Origin of the sequence: Mesorhizobium sp. M0227, from assembly GCF_040321855.1 — a bacterium.
GTDB lineage: Bacteria > Pseudomonadota > Alphaproteobacteria > Rhizobiales > Rhizobiaceae > Mesorhizobium.
The window spans coordinates 270,946-295,828 of the sequence record NZ_JAMYSJ010000003.1 but is presented as its reverse complement, the minus strand read 5'-3'; the positions used below and the strand labels follow the sequence as shown (position 1 = coordinate 295,828).

The window sequence follows — 24,883 nt, the reverse complement described above, 5'->3', positions numbered from 1 at the left end:
AGTATTTACCTGCGTCACCGACAGCGTTCCAGGGCAGGAAGAACCGCGGCGACCGGGAGGACGTGAAAGAACATGTCGGTCGGAATCCGCCACGACGATCTGCGTCGCCGCAACCGGGCGATGGTAATTGCGGCCGTGCGCCAGGCCGGACAACCGTCCCGCACCGAAATCGCCGCGACCACAAGCCTCAGCCATTCGACCATCTCGGCGATTTCCTCCGACTTGATCGTCGAAGGCATCCTGACCGAAAGCAAGCCGAGCGAGGCCGGCTCGCTCAAACGCGGCCGGCCGCAGGTCGGCCTCAGCCTCAATCCGGAAGCGGCCGCGGTAATGACCGTGGTGCTGTCGCTGAACTTCCTCTCCGTCGCCGTCATCGACTATGCCGGCCAGGTAGTATCCGAGGAACAGCGCCGGCTGGACACGCTGACGATGTCGCGCGAGTCGCTGATCGGTGAATGCACGGCAATCGTGCGGCGCCGCCTGGCAGATCCCGACCTGGACGTGCGCAGCATCGCCCGCATCGCGCTGGCGATCCAGGGCATTACCGACACCCGTGCCCGCGCCATGCTGTGGTCGCCGATCACGCCGCACACCGATATCGCCTTCGCTGACATATTCGAAGAGGCGTTCGGCATCCCCGCCATAATGGAGAACGACTGCAACATGATGGCGGTGGCGCTGCGGTGGCGCGACCCCGATCGTTACCGCGACGATTTCATCGCTATCCTTTTGTCGCACGGCATCGGCATGGGCCTGGTGCTGAAGGGCGAATTGTTCACCGGCACCCATTCCTCGGGCGGCGAATTCGGCCACATGATCCATCGGCCGAACGGCGCGCTCTGCCGCTGCGGACGGCGCGGCTGCGTCGAAGCCTATGCGGGCAATTACGCCATCTGGCGCAACGCCAGGCAGATGGGCGAGGATGCAGAACCCGTCGCCGATGTCAGCGACGCCGACATGCGCGCCCTGGCTGCCGCGGCCCGCGAAGGTGACGGACCCGAACGGGAAGCCTATCGCAAGGCTGGCGAAGCGCTCGGCTACGGCCTCGGCAGCCTGTTCGCGCTGATCGATCCGGCGCCCGTTGCCATGGTCGGCGTCAGCGCGGCCGCCTTCGACCTGATAGAGCCGGCACTGCGCGAGGCGATTGCCCAGACCGCCGGTGGCCAGCACTCAAAATCGATTTCCTTCGACACCGAGCCGAACGAACTGCCACTGATCCGCGAAGGCTGCGCCATGCGGGCACTGATCTTCGTCGATCAAGAGATTTTTGCGCCGGGCGTGCAGGCGAGAGGGAGCGCCGGAAAGAGCGTGGCGTGAGGACCAGGGTCAAAATTGCGCGGTCCGCAACATCTACCGCTCCTTGAAAGCGCGCGCGAAGGAATCGCGCATCGGCCGTACGAGATACTCGAAGAAAGTCCGTTCGCCGGTGCTGATGAACGCTTCTACCGGCATTCCAGGGTAAAGCTGCTCCGCTTTCACGCCGGGCGGCAAGTTGGCGGCAATCTTCAGCTTGGCGCGGAAATAGGGTTCATGCGTAGCCTGATCGATAAGCCGATCTGCGGAAACCTGTGTCACCATGGCTGAAATCTCAGGGGTGAGCCGCATGTTCAACGCTGATAGTCGCAGTCTTGCCGGCTGGCCGACACGAACCTGGTCAATGTCTTTCGGCGGCAGCCGTGCATCGACGATCAAGCCCGATGCCGTAGGCAGAATCTCCATGATCTTCTCGCCGGGGGCAATCACGCTGCCCTTGGAATTGTAGGTGGACGATACCACGATGCCCGCCGCCGGCGCCTTGATCGTCGTCCGCCGCAGCACTGCCTCGGATGCCCGCATCTGTTCGTCAATGTCAGCCAGCGAAGAACGTACCTCGTCGAGTTTCGTCAGGGCTTCCTCCACGCGTTGCGTGGTCAGGCGCTCTATCTGCTCCTGGGCTTCGACGATCTGGGTGTTGGCCGATGCAAGATTTGCCTCCAGCGCCCCTGCCTGCCCGACGAGATCGGCCTCGCTACGCAAAAGCTGTGAATATTCAGTGCGATTGGTGAGGCCCTTGTCCAAAAGGCTGGTCTTGATGCCGAGTTCTTTCTTCACGACTTCGGCCTGTTGCTCAATGGCCTGTTTCTGGGCCTGCAATCCGACAACAGACTGGCGATGCATGGCAACCCGTTGCCTGAGGATCGATTGTTCCGATCGAAATCGGGCGAGCCTGGCGTTGAATTCCTTCTGCTGTTCTTGAACCAGGACCTCGAAATTGTGTTGGAACGGTGCCGGCGCAGCCTCTGTGATTGGCGCAAGCCGATCCAACCCGTCGCGTTCCGCCTCCAGCCGCGAGGCGCTGGCCTTCAACGCGATCGACTGTCTCGTCAGCCGGTTGAGTTCGGCTTGCGCGGCTGTTCGATCCAGCAGGATCAGTTCCTGGGCCTGTTGCACCCGATCACCCTCATGGACGAGCAACTCTTGGATGATGCCGCCCTCGGGATGCTGGATGAGGATGTTCCCGCCTGTCGCCGAGATTGTGCCTTGCGTGATGACCGCGCCGGACAACGGTGCACTGACCGCCCAATAGCCAAAGCAACCCATCAATATCGCCATTGCCGCGTATCCGGCGAATGCCACCCGGCGAATGTCGGTGCGTGCTGTGCCTTCCCGGACGAGGCTCTGTGCTGTCATCTTCTACGATCCAAAGCGGACACTATGAGGGGTGCCGCGGTTCGTCGTTGCAAAAGACCCTGTCACCGCCATGCTGCGCTGTGGGGCAAGGCCGATGCCGGCGATTGGCTGCCGCATCACGTCGCCGCTTGGACCGAAGGCTTCGATCACTCCGCTGCGTAGAAGCATCACGCGGTCGCAGGCTGCGGCGACCGAAGGGCGGTGCGTTATCACGATTGTCGTAACGCCCGCCGCTTTCGCGGCGGCAAGCACTTCTTCGAGCGCGGCTTCGCCGCTGCCGTCGAGATGGGTACTGGGCTCATCCAGAACGAGAACATGCGGATTGCCGTAAAAAGCGCGCGCCAGCCCGATCCTTTGGCGTTCGCCGCCCGACAGTGTTCTGTCCGACGAACCTATTCTGGTCTGATAGCCGTCTCGCTGCTCCAGTATCAGCTCATGCGCCCGGGCATTCTTTGCTGCCTCGACGATAGAGGCGTCATTCGCATCGGGTTCAAAGCGGGCGACATTTTCCGCGATCGATCCGGGAAAGAGCTCCACCTCCTGAGCGAGATATCCGATATGCCGGCCAAGCTGCTTCTCGTCCCAGGTTCTGAGATCGGCGCCATCAATCCTGACGCAGCCGCTGGTTGCCTGAATCGCACCGACAAGTAATCTTGCCAGGGTGGACTTGCCGGCTCCGCTCGGACCTATTATCGCCACCGCTTCGCCTGCGCCGATGCGGAAGTTCAGTCTCTTGATGATGGGTTCGGTGCCGGGTGTGGCGTTCGGCGCGACAAAGATGAGGCCCTGCACGACAATTTCGCCGGACGGGTCCGGCAAGGTCAGTTTTTGCGCATGCGCCGGATGGGCGGAAAACGCCTTGTCCAAACGCTTCCACGATCGTCTGGCGTCGACGATCTGCCGCCATGACCCGATCAGTTGGTCGAGCGGCTGCAGCGCACGGGACGACACCAGGGAAGACGCGAAGATCATGCCGGCCGTCATCTTCCCTTGCAGCACGAGCCATGCTCCGACACCCAGTATTGCTAGCTGAAGCATCATGCGTACGGCTCGCGACGTTCCACTGAAAATCGCGTTGGCCATCGACGAACGGTCATGCAGGACTAGCGCCTCCGCCACGTGCCTTCCCCACACTCGCGCGGCGTTTTGGATCATGCCCATGGCGCGCAGCGTCTCTGCATTCCGGGCAAAGGCCTGCTCCGACAGGCTGGCAACAGCCGAGCGTTCCGCCGACAAGGCATCATTCTTGCCGATGGCAAACTGATTTGCCACGACCAGCGCAAGCAACAGACCAGATCCCGCCAGCGTAAGCCAGAACAGCAAAGGATGGATGAGGTACAGCAGGGCGAGGAAGAACGGAGCAAACGGCAGGTCGAACAAGACCGCCGCGCCACGTGACCTGATGAAGGCGCATACCGAGGCAAGGTCGCGCAGTGGAGGCAGGGCTGCTCCCCCGGCGTACTTAGCCTCCAGCGAGACGGCGAATGTCCTCGCGCCCAGTCTGTTGTCGACAATGGCTGCAACGCGCTGCGTGTAAACGGAGCGGACCGCATCGAGGAGACCGAGAAAGGCGAGTGCGAGAACCGCGATAGCAGAGAGGTAAAGAAGCGTCTCGACGCTGGAGGAAGGCAGGACGCGGTCATAGACCTGCAACAGATAAAGGGGGATCACCAATAGCAGGATGTTGATGAGGAACGAAAAAACACCGACATCGGCGATGGCGCGCCTCAAGACTGCCCGCAGATCAGACCGTGCAATCATTCCCGCGCTCCTAACGGCTCATGGCCCCAACATAAGGGCGTCGCTTAGACCGAATGGTCGCCGGCGATGTCCAAGGGGTGGTGCTGCAGGTCGTCCAGCGTATAGGCGCGGATGTAGTCGATCTTCATCTCCGCTGGCGTAGCCAGATGGTCAGGAGGCTGGCCGGCAATGCCGCCCACCGCGAGATTGGCCAGCATATACATGGGATCGTGCATGTCGGCCGGCGTCGCTGCTTGAGCGACCTTTACACCATCGTAGGTCCAGACAAGCTCATCCTTCGTCCAGAGCAGGCCATAGGTGTGGAAACCGTCGGTATCCGCAACGTTCACCGTTGACGAAACCTTCGTGTGCGCTCCCGTCTCATTGGAATGCGCCGTCATGTAGAGCGTGTTCGGGTCCTGGCCGCGCGTTTCGACAACGTCCAGCTCCGGCGGCCACGATCCGTCCTCCGGAAGCAGCCAGAACGCCGGCCAGGCTCCGGCTGTTTCAGGAAGATCCGCCCGCATTTCGAAATAGCCGTAGGTTTGCGAGAAGGTGTCGTGGGTCGTCAGGATCCCCGAGGTGTATTCGTAGTTGTTGATCAGAGGCTTGATGTCCTCCGGCGCCTGCGCGGCGGTGATGGTGAGGACGCCGTTCTCAACGCTGAACGGATGGACCGAACTCGTCGGGCCATAATTGGCGTCGATATACCACTGCAACTCACCATTGCTGCTCAACGTGCTGCCGTTCGGCGCTCCCCACCAGAAATTGGAATTCCAGGTGCCGTCCTGCCCGTCCCGAAGGCTCAGCGTGTTGAAATCGTCGGAGAAGGACAGCGTCATTGCGGACTTGTCTATCGGAAGTTCGAACTGGGTGGGCTGCAGCTTGTCGATGGTCGTATTCTTGAACACCAGGATTTCGTCGGATCCGAGGTTCAGCATCACGTTCGATTCCACTTGGACCATCTGTGAACGGACGGCATCGAACGAAGTGAAATCGTAGCCGTTAAGGCGGAGCGCATCGGTCGCACCGAAATCGAAGATAAGATCGCTTCCATTACCTTTGGAGATGGCGAAAGTATCGGCGCCATCGCCGCCGATCAGGACATCATTTCCCTTGCCGCCATCCAGCGTCTGGTGACCTGACCCGCCCTTGATGATGTTGTCCAACGCATTTCCGAACGCAAATCGGTTGGTGCCGGTAACGACGAGGTTCTCGAAATTGTCAGGGAGCTTGTAGCTCATCCATGTGTCGATCGTGTCGATCCCTGCCCCAGGATCCTCGACCACCTTGTTGTTGGTGGAATAGAGATGATAGTAGTCGTCGCCGGCGCCACCGTGGATCGTGACAGTGACGCCGGTGTCTCCCCAGAAGGAGTCGTTGCCGGAGGTGCCATGCAGTTCCGGTCCAGACCCGGTGGCCGAGAACCAATGAGTGGAAGCGCCGGTGTAGGCAAGAGGGATGCCTTTGGCGTTTAAGACCGTGCTCATCAGAAATCCTTCCTCATGGTGTCCGACCTGGTCAAAGGTCCGGCGACCGCTCCCAAAGCAACGCTGCAAGGAACGAGATCGTTCCACGGAATCGTCATTCGATCCGAGACCGCAATAATCGGAAGGCGGATAATGAATAAGGAGGTGATGGCTCAATGTAAATTGAAGCAATTTAGTAAAATCGTATATTTATGCAGAACACACGTCGTTTAACGAACGTATATCTAAGTTAACTCAAATTTATTCTTGCATGGCTTTCTGGTCGGAGTCTGCGGGCAAGATGGCGACGTACCGCCAAGAGCGGTCATCCTCATCAGGTTTCGAATGACCGCATTTGGGCCAAAGCGTCACGTGCTCGCTCCCCATCGATGAGACGAGTGCAACATTCCACTCTTCGCGGCTGTTGGCGACCACGTGCTAATCGAGTTTTCCCGGTCACGATCTATCGGGACGGAACAGCCACCTAGTCTTCCCTGATCGCGTAACCCGCCCCACGGATGGTGCGGATGACATCAGGCATGCGGCCGTTGTTGACCGCCTTGCGCAGCCGGCCGACGTGCACGTCGACAGTGCGTTCGTCGATGTAAATCGTCTCGCCCCAGACATTGTCGAGCAGCTGGCTGCGCGAGAACACGCGGCCGGGGTGGCGCATCATGAATTCGAGCAGGCGGAATTCGGTCGGCCCGAGCCGGATCTCGCTCTTCTTGCGATAGACCCGGTGCGACTCGCGATCGAGCACGATGTCGCCGACCTTTAGCACGCTGGACAGCACTTCCGGCTTGGCCCGGCGCAGCAGCGCCTTGACCCTGGCCATGAACTCCGGCGTCGAGAACGGCTTGACCAGATAGTCGTCGGCGCCGGTCGACAGGCCGCGCACGCGGTCGCTTTCCTCGCCTCGCGCGGTCAGCATGATGATCGGCAGCCGCTCGGTCTCTGGGCGCATTCGCAGGCGCCGGCAGAGTTCGATGCCGGAAACCGCCGGCACCATCCAGTCGAGCACGAGAAGGTCGGGAACGTTCTCCTGCAGCCGGATTTCGGCCTCGTCGCCGCGCGTCACCACCTCGACCTGGTAACCTTCGGATTCAAGATTGTAGCGGAGCAGCACGCCTAGCGGCTCCTCATCCTCCACCACCATGATGCGTGGTGCGATCATCGGCTGGTCACCCCTGTTATGCCGCTGGCGCGGACATTGCCGTCTCGTCCTGCTTCGGACGATTGGCTGGCAGCTGCGTGCCGGTCAAAACATAGTAGGCATTTTCGGCGATGTTGGTCACGTGGTCGCCGATCCGCTCGAGGTTCTTGGCGCAGAACAACAGGTGCGTGCACGCCGTGATGTTGCGGGGATCTTCCATCATGTAGGTCAGCAGCTCGCGGAACACCGAGGTGTATTTGACGTCGATGCGTTCGTCATTGTTTCTGAGCGTGGCAAGCGCTGCCGGGTCGGCGGCGGCGTACTCGTCGACGACCCCCTGCACCTGGATCAGCACCAGTTGCGCCATCGCGTCGATCGAATGCGAAAGGTCGTGCGGCGTGACACTCAGCCCGACAGTGCCGACGCGCTTGGCGATGTTCTTGGCAAGGTCGCCGATGCGCTCAAGGTCGCCGGCCATGCGGATCGAACCGACCACCGCACGCAGATCGTTGGCCATTGGCTGGCGCTTGGCGATCAGCGTGATGGCGCGATCGTCCAGCTCGCGCTGGCGTGCATCCATGATGGCATCATCGGAAACCACGCGCTGCGCCAGCGCATTGTCCGAATTGAGCAAGGCCCTGGTCGAGCCACTGACCATCGAGCGGGCGAGATCGCCCATGTCGCGGATCAGCTGGCTGATCTGCTCCAGATCCTCATCGAAAGATGCGACGGTATGTTCACCCATGATCTTCGTCCCTCGTATGCCTGAGCTCAGCCGAACCGGCCGGTGATGTAGTCCTGGGTGCGTTTGTCGTCGGGGGTGGTGAACATCTTGTCGGTGGCGCCCTCCTCGACCAGATAGCCTAGATGGAACATCGCGGTGCGCTGCGACACGCGCGCTGCCTGCTGCATCGAATGGGTGACGATGACGATGGTATAGTTCTGACGCAGTTCGTCGATCAGTTCCTCGACGCGAGCGGTGGCGATCGGGTCGAGCGCCGAACACGGTTCGTCCATCAGGATCACCTCGGGTGACACGGCGATGGCGCGTGCAATGCACAGACGCTGCTGCTGGCCACCGGAAAGACCCGTGCCAGGTTCTTGCAAACGGTCCTTGACCTCGTTCCAGATCGCCGCCTTCTTCAGGCTCGACTCTACGATCTGATCCATATCGGCCTTGCGCTTGGCCAATCCGTGGATGCGCGGACCATAGGCAACGTTCTCGTAGATCGATTTGGGGAACGGATTGGGTTTCTGGAACACCATGCCGACGCGCGCCCTGAGTTCGACGACATCGATGTTCTTGTCGTAGATGTCTTCTTCGTCGAGCGTTATCTTGCCGGTTACCCGTGCTGAATCGATGGTGTCGTTCATGCGGTTGAGGCAGCGCAGGAAGGTGGACTTGCCGCAGCCGGAGGGGCCGATCAGCGCCGTCACCTGATTCAGGCGCACGTCGAGATTGACATCGAACAGCGCCTGCTTCTCGCCATAGAACACGCCGACCTTGTCGCCGCGCATTTTGATCACTTCGTTCGACTTCATCTTGTCGCCCACTGCGTTTTCAAGGGACTGTTCGGTCATGATGTTCATACCAAGATGCCTTTTTTTCTACCAGCGCCGCTCGAACCGACGCCGAAGCACGATCGCGGTGATGTTCATGGCCATGAGGAAGACGAGCAGGATGATGATGGCGCCGGACATACGCTCGACGAAGGCGCGTTCGGCCTCGTTCGCCCACATATAGATCTGCACCGGCAGCGCGGTGGCCGGATCGAAAGGCGTCGTCGGTGGATCGGCGACGAAGGCGACCATGCCGATCAGCAGCAGAGGCGCGGTTTCGCCGAGCGCACGCGCCAGACCGATGATGGTGCCGGTGAGGATGCCGGGCGCGGCAAGCGGCAGGATGTGCTGGAACACCATCTGCATCTTGGAGGCGCCAAGACCGAGAGCTGCCGAGCGGATCGACGGCGGCACCGCTGCAAGTGCGGCTCGCGTCGCGATGATGATCGTCGGCAGCGTCATCAGCGTCAGCACCAGGCCGCCGACGAAGGCGGCAGAGCGCGGCATGCCCAGGAAATTGATGAACACCGCGAGGCCGAGCAAGCCGAAGACGATTGACGGCACTGCGGCCAGATTGTTGATGTTGACCTCGATAAGGTCGGTAAAACGGTTCTTCTTGGCGAACTCCTCCAGATAGATGGAGGCGGCGACGCCGATCGGCAGCGCCAGGAGCAACACGATCACCATCATATAAAACGAGCCGATGATCGCCACGCCCATGCCCGAGGTTTCCGGGCGGCTGGAGGCGCCGTAGGTGAACAGGCCGCTGTTGAAGTGCTCGGCCATCGCGCCCTCGGCCTTGAGCTTGTTCATCCAGGTGATCTGCTGGTCCGAGACCTTGCGTCGCGCTTCCTCGACGCTGAGGTCGATCTGACCCTTGAAAGCCGAGTCGAGATTGGCGGCGGCGAGGATGTTGACGTCGCGCGTCGTGCCGATCACGGACGGATCGGCGGCAACGATGTCGCGCAACTGGACGCGGGCGCCTTCCGACAGGAAGCCCTTGAGCTGCTTGATCGCCGGCTTGTCGTCGGGATTGATGCCGAGCTTGGCCACCAGCGCGTTTTCGGCGAGCTTGGGATAATTCGCCTTGATCAGAACGCTCGGATCGGTTGCGCGTTTGCCGGAAGGATCGATCACCTTCTCGTCGAACGAGATCGGCAGTGATACCGTCGTCTGCCAGAAGGCGGTGTAGCCTTTCGAGACGATGGTGATCAGCATGATTGCCAGGAACGCCAGGCCTACGGAAATCGCCACGACGCCATAGATGCGGAATCGGCGCTCGGCAGCGTAACGGGCCTTCAGGCCGATGTCGCGGCGCGGATGGGCCGCCGCCCTGACCATCGTATCCATGGAAATGTCGGTCATTCGTACTGCTCCCGATATTTGCGCACGATGTAGAGCGCGACGATGTTCATCACCAACGTCAGCGCGAACAGCGTCAGGCCGAGCGCGAAGGCGACCAGCGTCTGCGGCGAATTGAACTCGAGGTCGCCGGTGAGCTGGTTGACGATCTTGACGGTGATGGTCGTCATCGCCTCGAACGGGTTGATGGTGAGGTTGGCGGCGACGCCCGCCGCCAGCACGACAATCATCGTTTCGCCGATAGCGCGCGAGGCAGTCAGCAGGACGGCGCCGACGATGCCGGGCAGTGCAGCCGGCAGGATCACCCGCTTGATCGTCTCGGAGCGGGTCGCGCCGAGGCCGAGCGACCCGTCGCGCATGGCGCGCGGCACCGCGGTTATGATGTCGTCCGAAAGAGAGGACACGACCGGGATCAGCATGACGCCCATGACCAGGCCGGCGGTGAAGATGCTCTGGCCCTGGATGAAGGGCGAACCGCCGGTCAGTGCCGCGGACAGGTCGCGCAGGAATGGCCCAAGCGTGACGACGGCGAAGATGCCGTAGACGATGGTCGGTATGCCGGCCAGCAGTTCAAGCGCCGGCTTGACCACCGAGCGCACCCTGGGCGTTGCGTATTCGGCCATGTAGACAGCCGACATCAGCCCCACCGGCACCGCAACCAGCAGTGCGACGGCGGCGATGTAGAGCGTGCCCGCAAGAAGCGGGATCAGGCCGAACTGGCCCTGGCTGCCGCCCGAACCGGCAGCGGCAAAACGCGGATCCCAGACGGTGCCGAAGAAGAAACTCATCGGCGAGACGCTTTCGAAGAAGGTGATCGTCTGGAACAGCATCGAAAGCACGATGCCGATGGTGGTCAGGATGGCGATGGTGGAGGCGGCAAGCAGCCCCCACAGCATCAGCCTCTCGACATTGTTGCGTGCCCTGGCGCGCGGCTCGATCTGCCTGAGCGCATAGAAGGCGCCGGCGATCGAGGAAACGAGAATGACAATGGCGCCGAACAGGCCGAGCCGGTCCTGGACCTTGTTCGCCTCGACGGCGATCGGGATCATGTAATCCTGCGTGTCGCTCGCCAGTGCCACACCCTTGGCGGCGAGCAGCGGCTGCAACTCGGCAAAGCTGGCAGGCATTGCGGCCAGTGTGCCCGCATCGAGTTTGCGCAGGCCCCTGGCGAGGCTCTTTACCAGGCTGACGTCCAGTGCCTCACTGGCAACCTTGCTGTCGACGGTGCGCTCGGGCAAGGCAGCGTGAATGTGTCGGTCCAGATAGATGGAAGACCCGACGGTCCAGACGGCAAGCAGCAAAAGAGCAGGCAGAACGGCGAGCAGGAAGGCCCACCAGCCATGATAGTGGGCGCGCGAATGCGGCTTGACCTTGCCATTGTCCTGGGCCGCGGCACGTTGCCGGCCGATGAAAAAGGCAACCAGGCCGACGGCAACGACGATGGCCAGTACGAGCAAGGACATGGACCCACCCCAAGAGAAATTCTTACGCAGCCGCCGTTGCGGCCTGCGATGAAACCGGGGCGCGGGATTGGCCCGCACCCCGGTTCGGCAGCTGATTACATCGACTTTCCGGCGGCGAAAGCGTCACGCTGGGCCTGACGCTCGGCATCCGGAGCAGCAACGAGGCCGTATTCGGCGAGCGGGCTTTCCGGGCCAACCATCTGGTCGTCAAGGAAGAACTCGACATATTCCTTGAGGCCGGGAACGACGCCCAGATGCGCCTTCTTGACGTAGAAGAACAGCGGGCGCGAGACGGGATACTTGCCGCTGGCGATCGTCTCGGTCGAAGGCACGATGCCTTCCACGGTGGCGACCTTCAGCTTGTCGGCATTGTTCTCATAGAAGGCGAGGCCGAACACGCCGACGCCGGTCTTGTTGGAGTCGATGCGGGCGAGCGTCTCGGTATAGTCGCCATCGATGTCGACGGCCTTGCCGTCCTTGCGGATGGCGATGCAGGTTTTGCCGATTTCCTTGTCGTCGGCAATGCCGGCAGCCTTGAGAGCAGCCTTGTCGCAGCCGGCATCGAGAAGCTTGGTCTCGAATACTTCGCGCGTGCCGTGCTTTTCGCCCGGAATGTAGGCGGCGATGTCCCAGTCGGGCAGCTTCGGATTGACCTGGCTCCACTTGGTGTTCGGATTGTCCACCAGCTTGCCGTCGACGACCAGCTTGGCCGCGAGCGCCTTGTAGATGTCGGCGGGAACCAGCGCCCAATCCGGGCCCTTGATGTCGGTGGCGAAGACGATGCCGTCATAGCCGATCCGGACTTCCTGGACTTCTTTCACGCCGGCGTCGGCGCAGGACTTGAGTTCGTCCGCCTTGATCGGACGCGACGAGTTGGCGATGTCGATCGTGTCTTCGCCGACGCCCTTGCAGAATTCCTTGATGCCCGCGCCGCTGCCGCCGGATTCGACGACCGGGGTCTTGAAGTTGGTGAATGTTTCGCCGAACTGCTCGGCGACGATCTTGGCATAAGGTAACACGGTCGATGACCCGGCGACCTGGATCTGGTCGCGCGCGGCGGCGAAGCCGGACGTCGCGGCGATCGCAAGCGCAGCGGCCGACGCCGTATAGAGGAATTTCTTCATGTGGCCTGCTCCTGTTCGGAAGATGGTCTCTCGGCGCTCGTCAGTCGGCACCCGCTGAGGCCAATAGCCTTCGATTATAACAGTCGCATGACAGTTTGATGTCACCCCGGTAACGCGTCATCGGGATGAGCAGAATGCCGCCTGGCCGGCACTCCCGACGCAGCCCGGCTTTGTCACCGGAATCAGGGACTTGCTCGATTCGGTCGAGGCTGGCCGGCGATTTGGAGATCAGCCGGCCTTTATGAAGAAAAGCCGGACGGGAGCGCGTTGCTCTCAGCCAGACGGTGTCGTGGCCGGGCCATCGCCGAAAACAGGTCCGTTGGGGTAGGTTGACGCTGTCTCATGCCGGCGGTCGCTGCTCCCGCCCGTAACTGGGAAGAGCGGAATTCGAATGTAGCCATTGTCTCGGCTGGATGCCGCCTTTGATATGGTGCGATCGCGCCATAGTCTTGGCCGCTGACAGGGGCGCGAATCTTCGCCGCGTTCCCCGCACTCGGGCAGAGCCGGCTTACCCGGCGTTGCGCTGAGCCTGCCGGCTGGCGCCGACCCAGCGCTCGACCTTCTCGAGCAACGCCCGGGGACTGATCGGCTTGGGCAGATAGTCGTCCATGCCTGCCTCCAGGCAGCGCTCGCGGTCGCCCTTCAGCGCATGCGCGGTGACGCCGACGATCGGCACATGCGTGCCGGTTTCTTCCTCCAGCCGGCGAATGGCGGCGGTCGCTTCGAGACCGTTCATCTCCGGCATGGAGACATCCATCAGGATCATGCACGGGTTAAGCCGGCCGAAGGCGTCGAGCGCCTTGCGGCCGTTGCCGACGATCTCGAAACTATAACCGGTCTCGCCGAGGATCTGGGTGAACACCATCTGGTTCACCTCATTGTCCTCGGCCACCAGGATGTCCAGCCTGTCGCCACCGCCTGTCGCGGCGGGCCGGGGGCGAATCGAAGGCGGCTGCAGCAGCGCACGCTGTTCGGACGGTGCCGAGGGCTGCGGCCGTGCAACATTGCCTGGAGTGGTGTCGGCCGCGAGCGGCTGCGCATCGCTGCCGCCAGTGTTGTGGCGATGCCGCTGGATGGTCGCGACCAGCGTTTCCAGCAGCACAGATGAGCGCGCCGGCTTGATCAGCTGGGCATCGATGCCGAGATCGCGATAGCTGGTGTTGGCGAGCGACTGGTCGACCGAGGTCAGCATGATGATCGGCGTGCCGGCAAGACCGGCGGTGTTGCGCACGATCCGCGCCATTTCGGCGCCGCTCATTTCAGGCATCTGGTAGTCGAGCACGACGCAGTCGACCGGCACGCCATAGGCTGCGGCGGCGATCAGCACCTTGAGGCCTTCGGCGCCGCTTTCGGCCGCGCAGGAATCGAACGTCCACGATGTCATCTGTTCGGTCAGGATCGCCCGGTTGACGGCATTGTCGTCGACGATCAGCACACGCGCACCGGTCACGTCGATCGGCATGATGCGTTGCCCGTTCTGCTGTCCGGCCCTCGGCAGCGTCACCGAGAACCAGAAAGTCGAGCCCTTGCCTTCCGCACTTTCGACCCCGATATCGCCGCCCATCAGCTCGACGAGCCGCGAGGTGATGGCGAGGCCGAGACCGGTCCCCTCGTGTCGCCTCGTCGAAGAGGTGTCGACCTGGCTGAATTTCTCGAACACCAGTTTCAGTTTTTCCTCGGGGATACCGATGCCGGTATCGGTGACCGAGATCGTCAGCTTCGTTCCGGTTGGAACCCTCTCGCCGGTGACGTCGACCAGCACATGGCCTTCATCGGTGAATTTCACCGCGTTGCCGAGCAGGTTGGTGACGATCTGCCTGATACGGCCGACATCGCCGACGAACAGGCTCTCGAGCCGAGGCTCGACACGAACGATCAGCTCGAGGTCCTTTTCCTTGGCCCGTGTGGACACCAGCGTCGCTACATCCTCGATCGCCTCGGCCAGATTGAAGGGCGCCGGATCGAGCACCAGCTGACCGGCATCGATCTTGGAGAAGTCCAGGATGTCGTTGATGATGGTGAGCAGCGCATTGCCCGATTTCACGATGATGTCGGTAAACGTCTTCTGCTTCGGGTCGAGGTCCGATTTGGCCAGCAGTTCGGCCATGCCGAGCACGCCGTTCATCGGCGTGCGGATCTCATGGCTCATATTGGCGAGGAATTCCGACTTGGCGCGGTCGGCGAGCACGGCGCGCTGACGCGCCTCGCGCAGTTCGGCCTCTCGCATCTTCAGCTCGGTGATGTCGGTGGTCGAGCCGATCAAATAGAGCGAGCCGTCGGAGGCGATCATCGCGCCCTTGCGGGCGAATTGATGCCTGACGCTGCCGTCGGCCAACGTCACCGTCTCTTCGACCTCCTGGGTTTCGCCGGTGCGCAGCACGGCGAGGTCGCCATTGACGAAAGCCTCGCCATCCGGCCCGAAAATCTCGATGTCGGTCTTGCCGATAGCCTCTTCCTTGCGGAAGCCCGTGAGATCGCACCAGCCCTTGTTGACATAGAACTGCCGGAGATCGGAGCGCTTGGCGTAGATCGATACCGGCACGTTGTCGATCAGGCTGCGGAACACCTCGTTCTCGCGCATGCTTTCTTCCAGCGCACGCTCGCGCGCCTTGACGTCGGTGATGTCGGTGCTCGAACCGACCAGATGCACCGACCCGTCCAGCGTCACCAGGCGGCTCTTGCGCGTCATCAACTGCCGAACCGTACCGTCGCGATGGGTGACGGGTTCCTCGACCTCCTTGACGGCGCCCGTCACGACGACTTGCGTGTCGTCATGGCTGTAGCCATCGGCGTCCTGCGCACCGAACAACTGCCGGTCGGTGCGGCCGATGACATCCTCCTTGGCCAAGCCGGTGATCGCGCACCAGGCCTTGTTGACGAATTCGATGCTCAGGTCCTGCGCCTTGATGAAGGCGGCCACCGGCAACTCGTCCATCACGTGCCGGAACAGGTCGATCTGGCGCATCGAATCGCGCAATGCCGCCTCGCGGCTCTTGATCTCGGAGATGTCGACGCGAACACCAATGAAGGTGCCATCATCGGTCCGCATGTCGTAGACTTGGTACCAGCGGCCGTCGGGGTTATGACGCTCGTAGCAGGAATTGGGCAAGCGGTAGCGGGCGAGGATCGCATCCAGCCAGCGGTCATGGTCGCTGTCGTAGAGCTGGTCGACTTGTGGATCGCCGCTGTTGCGGAAATAGCCGTTCGCATGGCCCAGAACGAGTGCCTCGCGGAATGTGCAGCCGGGCTGCCATGCCGGCTTCAAGGCCGGCAGCGTATCCTGGATCTTGCGGTTGGCGAACACGAACCTGTCGTCGCTATCGTAGATGATCACGGCGGCCGGCAAGGATTCCAGAACGCTGGCGAGATGCTTGCGCGCATCCTGCGCCTCGGTCTCGCGGCGCTTCATGTCGGAAATGTCGAACAGGAAGCCGGCAACATAGTCGCGGCCGCTGGCCATGCCGACGCGGCTCTTCCTGACGATGCGCGATCGGCTGGCGCCATCGGCCTCGAAATTCTCTTCCACTTCGTACGGCCGCCCGGTCGCAAGGACGTCACGTTCGCTATGCTCGAAAAGCGCGGTGTCCTTTGTGGTAAGGAAATCGCCGCCGGGCTTGCCGAGCATGGCTTGCGGCGTCTGGCCAAACAGAGCGGCGAACGCCTCGTTGACGAAGACGAAACGCAGATGGTCGTCCTTGACGAAGATCGGATCCTTGACGGCGTTGATCACCGCCTCCGCCAGCCGCGCCTTCTCCAGCGCGTCGGCAAGTTCGGCCTCCCGGTCCTTCATGTCGGTGACGTCGACATAGGAGATCAGCCGCCTGCCGCCGGCCAGCGGCGCCATCGACGAGATCAGGGTGCGGCCGTCATTGCGCGGGAACTGCCGCGAGGCGGCGATCCCGGCCCTGATTTCCGCCTCGCGCTCTGCGACATGCCGCTGCCATGATGCATCGTCGGCACCAAACGGATCGATGTCGCGGCTGGCGTCCATCAGATCGCGGAAGCTGCAGCCGATCTCGGCGCGCCGGACGTCGATCTGCCAGAAATCATAGAAAGCACGGTTGATGATCTCGGCGCGCATATTGGCGTCGAGGACGAGGACACCGATCGGCATCTGGTCGACCATGGTGCGGAGACTGGCGAAGGTCTCTGCGATCTTGGCATTGGCGCTTTTGATCTCCGCATCGCGCTGCTTGATCTCGGTAACCTCATAATAGGTCAGCAGCCGCCTGCCCCCGGACAACGCCGTCACCGAGAACATCATCGTCCTGCCGTTGGCATGGACAAATTCGCGCGGCGCGACGGATCCGGCGCGAATCTCGTCGAGGCGGGTGGCGAGGTAGCGCTGCCATTGCTGTTCGTCGATGTCGCCATAGATGCCGCTGCGGCGGTTGAGCTCCATCAACAGGCTGAACGGAGCGCCGACGCTAACAGCGCCGTCCGGAATCCTCGAGAGGTCGCGATAGGCCTTGTTGATGATCAGCGTGTCGAGCCTGGCATCGAGAAGCACGACGCCCATATGCATGGCGTCCATGGTCCGCTCGAGGTCGGCCAGATGCTGGCCGGGCTCGCCGTAGGCCGATGGTCCCGGCCCCGGATCTTTGAAGGCGCCCGCCAGTGCCGTGACGTTGCGGCCGATGCCGCGATAACCGGCAAATCTTCCTTCGTCGTCGAACTTCGGAAAGCCTGACGTCAAGACCCAGCGACAGTCGGCGTTGCCACCCTTGAGTTCGTAGACGAAGTCGCGAAAAGGCCGGTGCGCCTGCAGATCCTCCAGATGCGCGGCGCCACTGCGATCGCCGTTAAGGACCTGGTTGAGGAAGTCGAAGCGGAACCGGCCGAGCACGTTTGCCGGATCGGTGCCAGTGGCTGCCTGGTAGTTTTGCGAAAGCCAGGAGAAGCGCAGTTCGGCGTCGGTCTCCCAGATCCAGTCGGAACCGGCTTCAACGAGTTGGCGAAGCGCATCGTTCGAATCCATGCAAGAGGCGGACGATGATGCATCATCGCCATGCGCAGTGGATCTGCGAGGCTCGCGCTTGCCGCGCGCGCCGATTGTTTCGTTCGCTTCCGCCATGCCGTCCCCACCCCGAAAACCAAGGCCGAACCCTCCTCCGCGGTTCGTCGGCGGAATGTGCCCGAGAAGCATTAAGGATCCGCTAACCTTAACGGTTGGTTAGACAGGATTGGGCGGCAGGGTCTGCTTCATCCGCCCGGTTGTCGGCAGGGTCGAACCCGCTATATAAGCAACGGCAGGGGTATTGCTGATGCTTGGACGGATTGTGCCTTTTTTCATGGGGCTGGCGCTGCTTTTCGGCGGCGGTTGCTCTCGCAGTTATGACGGCACGGTCGTCATCCCGAGACCGCTCGATGTCCGGCGCATCTGGGATCGGCCGCCACCGAATGTCGACTACGGCCAATCCGAGGTCGAAAACGGCGCTTTTCCGGTGGCGCCGCAGCCACCCCGGCGTTTTTCCGAGCGCAAGGTCAGCCATGCCGCACCGAGACGGCACCAGACGAGGTTGCCTGCGTCGGCGTCCCTATCGGCGCCGGCGAAGCCGCTGACCTGCAGGAACGTCAGCGAGCCCGGCAAGAGAGCTCGCATGGTCTGTGATTAGATTGGAGCGGGTCTCTAAAAGCGGGATTCGATCAAACAAAACGCGATCCGCGGATAGCTTGGTTACCCGGCCTTCACAGGGAAGCAGCGCCTTTTTTCGGCTCCTTCGCTCCGAGCTTGTCGAGTGCAAGACGAACCTGACGCAGATCTTCCTGCCAACCGTCATCGTCGTCCATTGGACCCTCCGAGGCAGCCCGCTGCAACCCACGCGCCTCGGATTCGATCTCGCGCAGTTCGGCGATTTTCTGTTCGGTGGTCAGCGAGTCGTCCTCGACGATCTCCAGCACCCGCATTTCCCTGAACGTAGCCACGGCGTTCCTCCCGGCTGATGTCGATCACAACGCCGTGAGTGCCCCTCTGTTCCAGAGGGATCGCGCAACCGCATCGCAGCACGCACGCCGCCACCGGTGATCGCCGATCGGGGAAGACCGGCGATCATTCGGCCGGGAAAAATGCCGGGCCGACCACGCGCACCGGCCGCTCGCCGGCCTCGATCGAAAGGTGCTGGACCGCACCTGGGGCTTCGGCATCGATCCCGGCGACGGTCGCAACCGTGCCGAGATCCGGCTTCGCCGTCGGCAGCGGAATAATGGCGTTGCGCATGTTGGCGGGCGTCACGGTCCTGGCTCGCAGTTCGGTGACCCGCTGGTAGTAGCGCTTGACGTCGCATGCCTTGAAATTCGCATCATCGCGATATCTGAAGGCTGCCGGCAGCTCGGTATAGGGTTTGCGCGTGTCGAGTGCGGTCATCTGGTCGGTTTCGAGGCTGGCGTCGCTCAACGTGTAGAGGTCGACGCCGGGGTCATCGCAGATGTAACGGCATTGATCGACCGTCTCCTTAAGATCGCCACTGGCGGCGAACTGCGACTTTGGCGCCGGGAAGAAATACCCGTCCGACAGACGCACGCAAAACAGCATCGCATTGCCGGCGAACGTGGTGGTCGCCGATTGGGTGCTGGGCGCGGCGCGCACAGGCCGTTGCTTTGCCGAAGGCGCACAGCCAAGCGCGACGAGGCGCGCCTGCAGGCCCGCTGTGTCGCGGCCCGAATTCTCGGCGGCAGCGATCCGGCGCTGCACATCCGAGCGGCTCCTGGCGAGATCGGCGCAGGCGTTGAAGAGACCACCAAGCGAACTTTTCGCCGTGCACTGGCGCTGTCTCTCGATAGTCTGGATGGCTGCAAGTTGCCGGCGCAACTGGGCAAGCTCCGGGCTCGCCCCGCCGCTGCGGCCAGCCGAAAGCAACTGGCTTCTGATCGCGCCGCAGCTGTCCGCGTAGGACGAAAGCGTACCGAACAAAACTGCCGCCAGCGAAATAAATGCGATCACCATGGAAGGCCAGAAACGGATCATCGGGACAACTTGGTCCTTTTTGCGGAGAACCTGGAATTTAGAGCCCATGACTTCAGCAAGCTTCAGCTACATGAGTAATTTCTAACAATCTAAAGAGTTTCAACCTGAATAACCTATTGTCTATTGTACTACGTTACCTCATGTAAATTCGATATTACATTTTTATTTCAAGATTGAGACGAACCTCGAAAGAAAGCGCAAGCCTGACCGTGGCCGAGGATTTGCAACGCAACGGACCGAGATCAATGCGCCATTATCGCCAGGCGTTCGAAACCTTTGCCGGGCCTTCCGCGTTGAAGGACCAAAGGGAGATTGCAGATGTCGATCCACTTCACCGTCTCGGACCTGACAAGAAACCTGTTTCACTCGCTGGGGCTGGACCAGCGCGCGCCAAGGCCACTCAATCCCGAGCAGAGCCTGTTGCTGGAATGCTATCTGGCTGGCCAGGTTCCTGAATCAGCCTGGAGCGACTACGTCTTCGAGACGCCCGATCTTGCCCGGCATGCCGAAGCCAGGCGCAGTCACCACTGAGCGGCAGCGCCTATTTTGGAGAAGCGAATTGCAATGTGAACACGTTGCCGGCGATCCCTTGCGCCAGTTTCGCTGAGAAGGTCAGGGGCAGACAATTCTGCAGGGCCGTTGTCGCGGCGTCGACAAACGATTTCTTCGCCTTGGCATCGCCTTCCACCTTGATGGCTGTCGGCCTCGGTGGGCCGATTAGCGTGCCGTCCCGCTTGAAGCTGAAGCTCAAGGTGACGCTGGCAGTTCCGGCATCCGCCGGCGGTGTCCAGCATGCCTGAATGGCGGTCCCGACATCGTTCATTGTGTTCAGTTCAGCCGCATTTGAAGGATGAACAGCACTCGCCAGCATCACACCCACAACCGCAACCTGCTTCGCAACGCTTTTCATCGCCAGCCCTCATTTCGCGCCTGACCGATCATCCATGCCGGACTGGATGGTAGGGCCAACGCTGGCGATGACAATATCTCTCCGCAAAAGTTGACGTCAGAAAAGCGACACTGGACGAGGCCTCCGTGCCAGATCGCACTTGGCGATGGCGTGCGAAAAGCAAAAAGGCCGGCATTGCGCCGACCTTTCCTATCGCTACGACGTTCTGCGCCAGTACATCCGTGGTCGCGGGCCGAAAGCGAATTGCCCCGCAGTAGACAGGGCTTTGGTTAACGAATCCTTAACTTCAGGCCTTGGCCTGCGACTTAACATGGGCGATGTAGCCGCGCACGTCGCCGGCCGGCTCGCTATAGGCCTTGCCGAGCTTCTTCTCGATCGCCGCCACATAGTCCTTCGCCCATTTGGGCAAGGCATAGTCGACAACGGCCAGGAATTCGAGCGTCGCGGCCAGGCGGATATCGGCGATCGACGGGTGCTTGCCGCCGATGAACGGCTTGCCGTCCCTGAAGAAGCTATGGAAGACCTCCAGCGGCTCGGCAATCGCCGCCATCGCCGCCTTCTGGGCCTCCGACTTCCTGTCTGGGTGCGCATCGCTGTGGCCGACCTCGCCCGCATATTGCGGGAAGCCGAGCGCCGGATAGGTGGCGCGCGCCACATAGGGGTAGAGCGTGCCGATCAGGTAGAACATGGCACTGTCGACCATGGCCCGCTTGGCCGGCGCCTTCGGATAGAATTTCTCCAGCCCGTGCTTGTTGGCGAGATACTGCATGATGGCGCAACTTTCCCACAACACGCCTCTGGGAAGGCCCTTGTCCTCGATCATCGGTGTCAAATGGGCGGGATTTCGCGCCATGAATTCCGGCGAACGGGTGTGGCCCCAGGCATCGGTCTCGGCATGGTCGAAACCGGCCGCGCGCGCAAACACCCGCACGGTCATGTTGTTGACGCTGGGCTTCAGCATGCTGAGCTTCAGCGCCGGCTTCTTGGCCGGCTTCGCCTTGGCCCTAGGCGCGGCTTTTGCAGTCGCTTTCGCAGCAGGCTTGGCGGCCGCCTTGACCGCCGGCTTGGCGGTTGCCTTGGCCATGGATTTCTTCGCACTCTTCGTCGCTGTCTTGGCCATCTTGTTCCTCCCTCTGGTCTGTTCAGTATGGGTTCTTCGGTGCCCGGTCCTCCGACAAGGTTGCGCGGGAACGCTCGACAAGCGCCTGGATCGCATCGGCGAGATGCACTTCGGCGATGTTGTAGTCGCCGCGCGCGACACGGATCTTGTGCGCTTCCATCAGCACGTCGGCATGGGTAAAGCCCGCTGGCGGTTCGAAGCGGTAGGACGCCAACTCGACCAGCAGGCCGAGCGGATCCTCGAAATAGATCGAATCCATGAAACCGCGATCCTTGACGCCGCTGTGCTTGATGCCGCGCTCGTCAAGCCGGGCGACCGCCTGCAGGAAGGTGACGCGCGACACCGAAAAGGCGATGTGGTGAACACAACCCGGATCGGTCGGCGTGCGCCGTCTCTCCGGTGTGCGGCTCTCGTCGGTGAAGATGGTGATCAACCGGCCGTCGCCGGGATCGAAATAGAGGTGGCTTTCCCTGGGCTTGTCGAGGTTGGGCTGCTCGAAGATGAACGGCATGCCGAGCACGCCTTCCCAGAAATCGATCGAGGTCTGGCGTCCGGCGCCGACCAGCGTGATGTGATGGACACCCTGCGATTGCAGCTTCTGCATTGGCCTTCCTCCCCCGTGACATCAACTGGCCGTCCGGGCAGCGCGGCGTTCTGCGCGCCGCTGGAGCCGTATCTCAGGATCCGTGACGTGATGCTAATGCAAACAGCCTCGCGGCGCCAGAAACGACGACGCGGCGACGCAACGGGAAAAAGCCGACTGATTGAGAGCGCCGTCCGCACTCCCGATGCCCGACATCGGAAGCACGTACGCGCTACGCTCTTGGAGGCTGAGATCGACGAATCCGGCCGGTGGCGACCGAATTGATGTACCGACTTACGAGCCGCTGCTGTTGACCGTAGTGCCGACGTTCGTGAATATCCCGTTGAGCGAATTGCCAAGCGCCCCGGCGCCGGTGGCCAGATGAATGAAATGAAGGCCCGAGTGGTTGGTGCCACTGGGATTTTCAAGGCTGCGGCTACCTGTGCAGAGCTGGTTTCCTGAACGCCACAGTATCGAGGGTCGTCGACTTCAGAACGAAATCGACGGCATCCTGCAAATTTGTCGAAAAACTTGGTACGCCCAAGGGGAATCGAACCCCTGTTCCCGCCGTGAGAGGGCGGTGTCCTGACCGCTAGACGATGGGCGCGTTCAAGAACCGGCGATATAGGCTGAGCGCTGGGAAAAAGCAACTGGGGTTAGGCCGCTTTCCCTTGCCGAGGAAAAGCCGGCCGTGAGCCTATCGTTTCGGTTCGATCAGATCCCAGAGATTGCCGTACAGATCGGCGAAAACCGCCACCGTGCCGTAGGGCTCGAAGCGCGGTGCTTCGCGGAATTCGACGCCCTTCTCCAGCATCGCTGCGTGGTCGCGGGCAAAATCGTCGGTTTCCAGGAACAGGAAGACACGGCCACCGGTCTGGTTGCCGATGCTCTGCCTTTGCGCCTCGTCGGACGCTTCGGCCAGAAGCAGCCTGGCGCCCTGCCCGTTGGCCGGCGCCACTGTGACCCAGCGCTTGCCGCCGCCGAGATCGACATTTTCGGCGAGCAGAAAACCCAGCCTCTCGACATACCAGGCAATCGCCTCGTCATAGTTGGCGACGACCAGGGCGACCGTGGCGATGCGACGATGTTCGGCGAACCCGGTCATGCCTGAGGCTTGCTCATTGGCCTGCTGCCGTTCGTCGTTGTGGCTCGGTCACTTGTTGCGGATCGCAAACCGGCCGATCAGGCGGCGCTCGGTGATATCGTAGACGAAGATCGTGCGGCTGCCATCGGCAAGCTCGGCGTCGATCGAGACACGATTGCCGGACAGCGACTGGCTGAGCACCTTGGCGCCGACCGGCAGCACGATGTCGCCGCTGACCGGTTCGCCGGCGGGTGTCTGGATATCGCCGGCCAGCGGCGGGTTCGCCGGCGGTGCATTGCGCGCTTTGTAGACAAGGGCGCCGATCACCACCATAAGGGCGAGGAACAGCAGGCCGAGATTGATCCCGACGAACCGGACGAGTTTCCTGCGCACCTTTTCGACCTCGGGGTCGAGCGGCTTATCCTGGTCTTCTTCGGCGATCGGGCTGGCCATGGCAAAACAGTTCCGGAACGGTTTTTCAATGAGCGCTCATAGCGAAGAGGCCCCTGAATTGATAGAGGCGGAACCGACAGTGCTGGTGGCGGGCGCGGATGCGGCCGGCCTGCGCCTCGACCAGTGGCTGGCCGCAAGCCTTGGCCCGGACATGTCACGCAGCCGCGTGCAGATGCTGATCAGGCAGGGCGCGGTCTCGGTCGACGGCAAGCCTGTCGACGAGACCAAGCGCAAGATGGCGCCCGGCGAAAGCGTGTCGGTTACCATGCCGGAGCCGGAGCCGGCGGAGCCGCAGGGCGAGAACATCGCGCTCGATGTGCTTTATGAGGACGACGAACTGATCGTCATCAACAAGCCGGCCGGGCTTGTCGTTCATCCCGGTGCCGGCAACTGGACCGGCACGCTGGTCAATGCGCTGATCCATCATTGCGGCGACAGCCTTTCCGGCATCGGCGGCGTCCGGCGGCCAGGCATCGTCCACCGCCTCGACAAGGAGACCAGCGGCGTCATGGTGGTCGCCAAGACCGACCGCGCCCACAAGTCACTGTCCGAGGCTTTCGCCGATCACGGCCTGACCGGCGATCTCGAACGTGCCTATCTGGCGCTGGTCTGGGGGATACCGCAGAGGCCGGCCGGAAGGGTCGACGCGCCGCTCGGCCGCGCCGCCGACCGGGTGCGCCGTGCCGTGGTGCCGGAAGGACGCGACGACGCCCGCCATGCGGTCACCCACTTCGCCGTGCAGGAGCGCTTCGGCGAGAACCAACAGGAGTTCGCCACGGCCAGCCTGGTCGAATGCCGGCTGGAAACTGGCCGCACCCACCAGATCCGTGTCCACATGGCGCATATTGGTCATCCCGTGGTCGGCGACCCCGACTACGGCCAGGCCTTCCGCACCAAGGCCAACCGGCTGCCCGAACCGCTGAAAAGTCAGGTCAAGGCATTTCCCCGGCAGGCTTTGCATGCCTGGCTCCTTGCATTTCGCCACCCCACTACCCATCTAACGATGAGGTTCGAGGCGCCGTTACCGGGGGACATGGAGGAACTCGTCGGCGGCTTCCGCAAACTCTGAACCCTCACCAACAAGCCTTAAAAAACCTGACAGAGATTGTTCACTTCACCGTGACACACTGTTTCGTGTTGAACAAATGCCTGTCTTTTCTGGTTTTGTTCCTGTATAAGATCTGATGTCGCGGGCGAGCCTTTTGGTGCTCGCGTCACATGCCCGCCG

General features: G+C 61.9%; 21 protein-coding genes and 1 tRNA gene. 4 read left to right on the top strand and 18 right to left on the bottom strand.

Annotated elements, in window-relative coordinates; translation table 11 throughout:
* The first annotated feature begins 72 nt into the window (after positions 1-72).
* Positions 73-1,317: an ROK family protein gene (locus tag NKJ00_RS07055; RefSeq protein ID WP_352629264.1), complete on the top strand. Its 1,245-nt coding sequence runs from the start codon at positions 73-75 to the stop codon at positions 1,315-1,317.
* Positions 1,318-1,350: 33 nt separating this feature from the next.
* Here the strand turns inward: NKJ00_RS07055 and NKJ00_RS07050 are convergent, their stop codons facing one another.
* From NKJ00_RS07050 to NKJ00_RS07005, 10 genes are all read right to left on the bottom strand, one after another.
* Positions 1,351-2,670 (bottom strand): HlyD family type I secretion periplasmic adaptor subunit, encoded by a 1,320-nt coding sequence (locus NKJ00_RS07050; RefSeq protein ID WP_128305025.1) that lies wholly within the window; start codon positions 2,668-2,670, stop codon positions 1,351-1,353.
* A 3-nt stretch (positions 2,671-2,673) separates the two neighbouring features.
* Positions 2,674-4,431, bottom strand: coding sequence for a type I secretion system permease/ATPase (locus NKJ00_RS07045; protein WP_352629262.1), 1,758 nt, complete (start codon positions 4,429-4,431; stop codon positions 2,674-2,676).
* A 44-nt stretch (positions 4,432-4,475) separates the two neighbouring features.
* The gene (eglC, locus tag NKJ00_RS07040; RefSeq protein WP_352442041.1) at positions 4,476-5,900 is read right to left on the bottom strand and encodes an endo-1,3-1,4-beta-glycanase EglC; all 1,425 of its coding nucleotides are present in this window, start codon (positions 5,898-5,900) and stop codon (positions 4,476-4,478) included.
* A gap of 463 nt (positions 5,901-6,363) precedes the next feature.
* The gene (gene phoB, locus NKJ00_RS07035) at positions 6,364-7,053 is read right to left on the bottom strand and encodes a phosphate regulon transcriptional regulator PhoB (RefSeq protein WP_010911896.1); all 690 of its coding nucleotides are present in this window, start codon (positions 7,051-7,053) and stop codon (positions 6,364-6,366) included.
* Positions 7,054-7,069: 16 nt separating this feature from the next.
* Positions 7,070-7,777 carry a phosphate signaling complex protein PhoU gene (phoU, locus tag NKJ00_RS07030; protein WP_127413489.1) on the bottom strand — a complete coding sequence of 236 codons (708 nt, stop codon included), beginning with the start codon at positions 7,775-7,777 and terminating at the stop codon, positions 7,070-7,072.
* 26 nt (positions 7,778-7,803) lie between these two features.
* Complete coding sequence (gene pstB, locus NKJ00_RS07025; RefSeq protein ID WP_224698713.1) at positions 7,804-8,622, bottom strand: phosphate ABC transporter ATP-binding protein PstB; 819 nt, start codon at positions 8,620-8,622, stop codon at positions 7,804-7,806.
* 18 nt (positions 8,623-8,640) lie between these two features.
* A complete protein-coding gene (gene pstA, locus NKJ00_RS07020; RefSeq protein ID WP_023810984.1) occupies positions 8,641-9,957 on the bottom strand; it encodes a phosphate ABC transporter permease PstA in 1,317 nt (438 codons plus the stop codon).
* The gene (gene pstC, locus NKJ00_RS07015; RefSeq protein ID WP_352629260.1) at positions 9,954-11,417 is read right to left on the bottom strand and encodes a phosphate ABC transporter permease subunit PstC; all 1,464 of its coding nucleotides are present in this window, start codon (positions 11,415-11,417) and stop codon (positions 9,954-9,956) included. Before pstC ends, pstA begins: the two co-directional genes overlap by 4 nt.
* 95 nt (positions 11,418-11,512) lie before the next feature.
* Positions 11,513-12,541 (bottom strand): PstS family phosphate ABC transporter substrate-binding protein, encoded by a 1,029-nt coding sequence (locus tag NKJ00_RS07010; protein WP_352554492.1) that lies wholly within the window; start codon positions 12,539-12,541, stop codon positions 11,513-11,515.
* A 508-nt stretch (positions 12,542-13,049) separates the two neighbouring features.
* On the bottom strand, positions 13,050-17,615 hold the full coding sequence (locus tag NKJ00_RS07005) for a PAS domain-containing protein (RefSeq protein ID WP_352629257.1): 4,566 nt from the start codon (positions 17,613-17,615) through the stop codon (positions 13,050-13,052).
* 190 nt (positions 17,616-17,805) lie between these two features.
* On the opposite strand from NKJ00_RS07005, the gene NKJ00_RS07000 reads away from it, so the two are divergent.
* The gene (locus tag NKJ00_RS07000) at positions 17,806-18,156 is read left to right on the top strand and encodes a hypothetical protein (RefSeq protein ID WP_027037074.1); all 351 of its coding nucleotides are present in this window, start codon (positions 17,806-17,808) and stop codon (positions 18,154-18,156) included.
* Between the two features lie 73 nt (positions 18,157-18,229).
* On the opposite strand, the gene NKJ00_RS06995 is transcribed toward NKJ00_RS07000, so the two are convergent.
* Both NKJ00_RS06995 and NKJ00_RS06990 read right to left on the bottom strand, forming a co-directional pair.
* Positions 18,230-18,466, bottom strand: a complete 237-nt coding sequence (locus NKJ00_RS06995) for a hypothetical protein (protein ID WP_013529265.1) — start codon at positions 18,464-18,466, stop codon at positions 18,230-18,232.
* Positions 18,467-18,590: 124 nt separating this feature from the next.
* Positions 18,591-19,505 carry a DUF2865 domain-containing protein gene (locus NKJ00_RS06990; RefSeq protein WP_352629254.1) on the bottom strand — a complete coding sequence of 305 codons (915 nt, stop codon included), beginning with the start codon at positions 19,503-19,505 and terminating at the stop codon, positions 18,591-18,593.
* Positions 19,506-19,823: 318 nt separating this feature from the next.
* Between NKJ00_RS06990 and NKJ00_RS06985 the strand changes: the two genes are divergently transcribed.
* Positions 19,824-20,036 (top strand): hypothetical protein, encoded by a 213-nt coding sequence (locus NKJ00_RS06985; RefSeq protein ID WP_023810978.1) that lies wholly within the window; start codon positions 19,824-19,826, stop codon positions 20,034-20,036.
* Between the two features lie 10 nt (positions 20,037-20,046).
* Here the strand turns inward: NKJ00_RS06985 and tolA are convergent, their stop codons facing one another.
* From tolA to NKJ00_RS06955, 6 genes are all read right to left on the bottom strand, one after another.
* The gene (gene tolA, locus NKJ00_RS06980; protein ID WP_352629253.1) at positions 20,047-20,415 is read right to left on the bottom strand and encodes a cell envelope integrity protein TolA; all 369 of its coding nucleotides are present in this window, start codon (positions 20,413-20,415) and stop codon (positions 20,047-20,049) included.
* Positions 20,416-20,701: 286 nt separating this feature from the next.
* A complete protein-coding gene (locus tag NKJ00_RS06975) occupies positions 20,702-21,535 on the bottom strand; it encodes a glutathione S-transferase family protein (RefSeq protein ID WP_352629251.1) in 834 nt (277 codons plus the stop codon).
* Between the two features lie 22 nt (positions 21,536-21,557).
* Positions 21,558-22,139, bottom strand: a complete 582-nt coding sequence (locus tag NKJ00_RS06970) for a VOC family protein (protein ID WP_352629249.1) — start codon at positions 22,137-22,139, stop codon at positions 21,558-21,560.
* A gap of 511 nt (positions 22,140-22,650) precedes the next feature.
* Positions 22,651-22,725: transfer RNA gene (locus NKJ00_RS06965), tRNA-Glu, on the bottom strand.
* Between the two features lie 90 nt (positions 22,726-22,815).
* The gene (locus NKJ00_RS06960) at positions 22,816-23,223 is read right to left on the bottom strand and encodes a VOC family protein (RefSeq protein ID WP_352629247.1); all 408 of its coding nucleotides are present in this window, start codon (positions 23,221-23,223) and stop codon (positions 22,816-22,818) included.
* 48 nt (positions 23,224-23,271) lie between these two features.
* Entirely contained in the window at positions 23,272-23,655 is a 384-nt protein-coding gene (locus NKJ00_RS06955) for a fimbrial protein (RefSeq protein ID WP_352629245.1), read from the bottom strand.
* Positions 23,656-23,683: 28 nt separating this feature from the next.
* On the opposite strand from NKJ00_RS06955, the gene NKJ00_RS06950 reads away from it, so the two are divergent.
* On the top strand, positions 23,684-24,724 hold the full coding sequence (locus NKJ00_RS06950; RefSeq protein ID WP_352629243.1) for an RluA family pseudouridine synthase: 1,041 nt from the start codon (positions 23,684-23,686) through the stop codon (positions 24,722-24,724).
* Positions 24,725-24,883: the final 159 nt, after the last annotated feature.

Excerpts from the sequence above, each read along its gene's own strand:
- NKJ00_RS07055 (WP_352629264.1), top strand. The coding sequence starts at position 73 with ATGTCGGTCGGAATCCGCCACGACGATCTGCGTCGCCGCAACCGGGCG.
- NKJ00_RS07050 (WP_128305025.1), bottom strand. The coding sequence starts at position 2,670 with ATGACAGCACAGAGCCTCGTCCGGGAAGGCACAGCACGCACCGACATT.
- NKJ00_RS07045 (WP_352629262.1), bottom strand. The coding sequence starts at position 4,431 with ATGATTGCACGGTCTGATCTGCGGGCAGTCTTGAGGCGCGCCATCGCC.
- eglC (WP_352442041.1), bottom strand. The coding sequence starts at position 5,900 with ATGAGCACGGTCTTAAACGCCAAAGGCATCCCTCTTGCCTACACCGGC.
- phoB (WP_010911896.1), bottom strand. The coding sequence starts at position 7,053 with ATGATCGCACCACGCATCATGGTGGTGGAGGATGAGGAGCCGCTAGGC.
- phoU (WP_127413489.1), bottom strand. The coding sequence starts at position 7,777 with ATGGGTGAACATACCGTCGCATCTTTCGATGAGGATCTGGAGCAGATC.
- pstB (WP_224698713.1), bottom strand. The coding sequence starts at position 8,622 with ATGAACATCATGACCGAACAGTCCCTTGAAAACGCAGTGGGCGACAAG.
- pstA (WP_023810984.1), bottom strand. The coding sequence starts at position 9,957 with ATGACCGACATTTCCATGGATACGATGGTCAGGGCGGCGGCCCATCCG.
- pstC (WP_352629260.1), bottom strand. The coding sequence starts at position 11,417 with ATGTCCTTGCTCGTACTGGCCATCGTCGTTGCCGTCGGCCTGGTTGCC.
- NKJ00_RS07010 (WP_352554492.1), bottom strand. The coding sequence starts at position 12,541 with ATGAAGAAATTCCTCTATACGGCGTCGGCCGCTGCGCTTGCGATCGCC.
- NKJ00_RS07005 (WP_352629257.1), bottom strand. The coding sequence starts at position 17,615 with ATGGCGGAAGCGAACGAAACAATCGGCGCGCGCGGCAAGCGCGAGCCT.
- NKJ00_RS07000 (WP_027037074.1), top strand. The coding sequence starts at position 17,806 with ATGCTTGGACGGATTGTGCCTTTTTTCATGGGGCTGGCGCTGCTTTTC.
- NKJ00_RS06990 (WP_352629254.1), bottom strand. The coding sequence starts at position 19,505 with ATGATCCGTTTCTGGCCTTCCATGGTGATCGCATTTATTTCGCTGGCG.
- NKJ00_RS06985 (WP_023810978.1), top strand. The coding sequence starts at position 19,824 with ATGTCGATCCACTTCACCGTCTCGGACCTGACAAGAAACCTGTTTCAC.
- tolA (WP_352629253.1), bottom strand. The coding sequence starts at position 20,415 with ATGAAAAGCGTTGCGAAGCAGGTTGCGGTTGTGGGTGTGATGCTGGCG.
- NKJ00_RS06975 (WP_352629251.1), bottom strand. The coding sequence starts at position 21,535 with ATGGCCAAGACAGCGACGAAGAGTGCGAAGAAATCCATGGCCAAGGCA.
- NKJ00_RS06970 (WP_352629249.1), bottom strand. The coding sequence starts at position 22,139 with ATGCAGAAGCTGCAATCGCAGGGTGTCCATCACATCACGCTGGTCGGC.
- NKJ00_RS06960 (WP_352629247.1), bottom strand. The coding sequence starts at position 23,223 with ATGACCGGGTTCGCCGAACATCGTCGCATCGCCACGGTCGCCCTGGTC.
- NKJ00_RS06955 (WP_352629245.1), bottom strand. The coding sequence starts at position 23,655 with ATGGCCAGCCCGATCGCCGAAGAAGACCAGGATAAGCCGCTCGACCCC.
- NKJ00_RS06950 (WP_352629243.1), top strand. The coding sequence starts at position 23,684 with ATGAGCGCTCATAGCGAAGAGGCCCCTGAATTGATAGAGGCGGAACCG.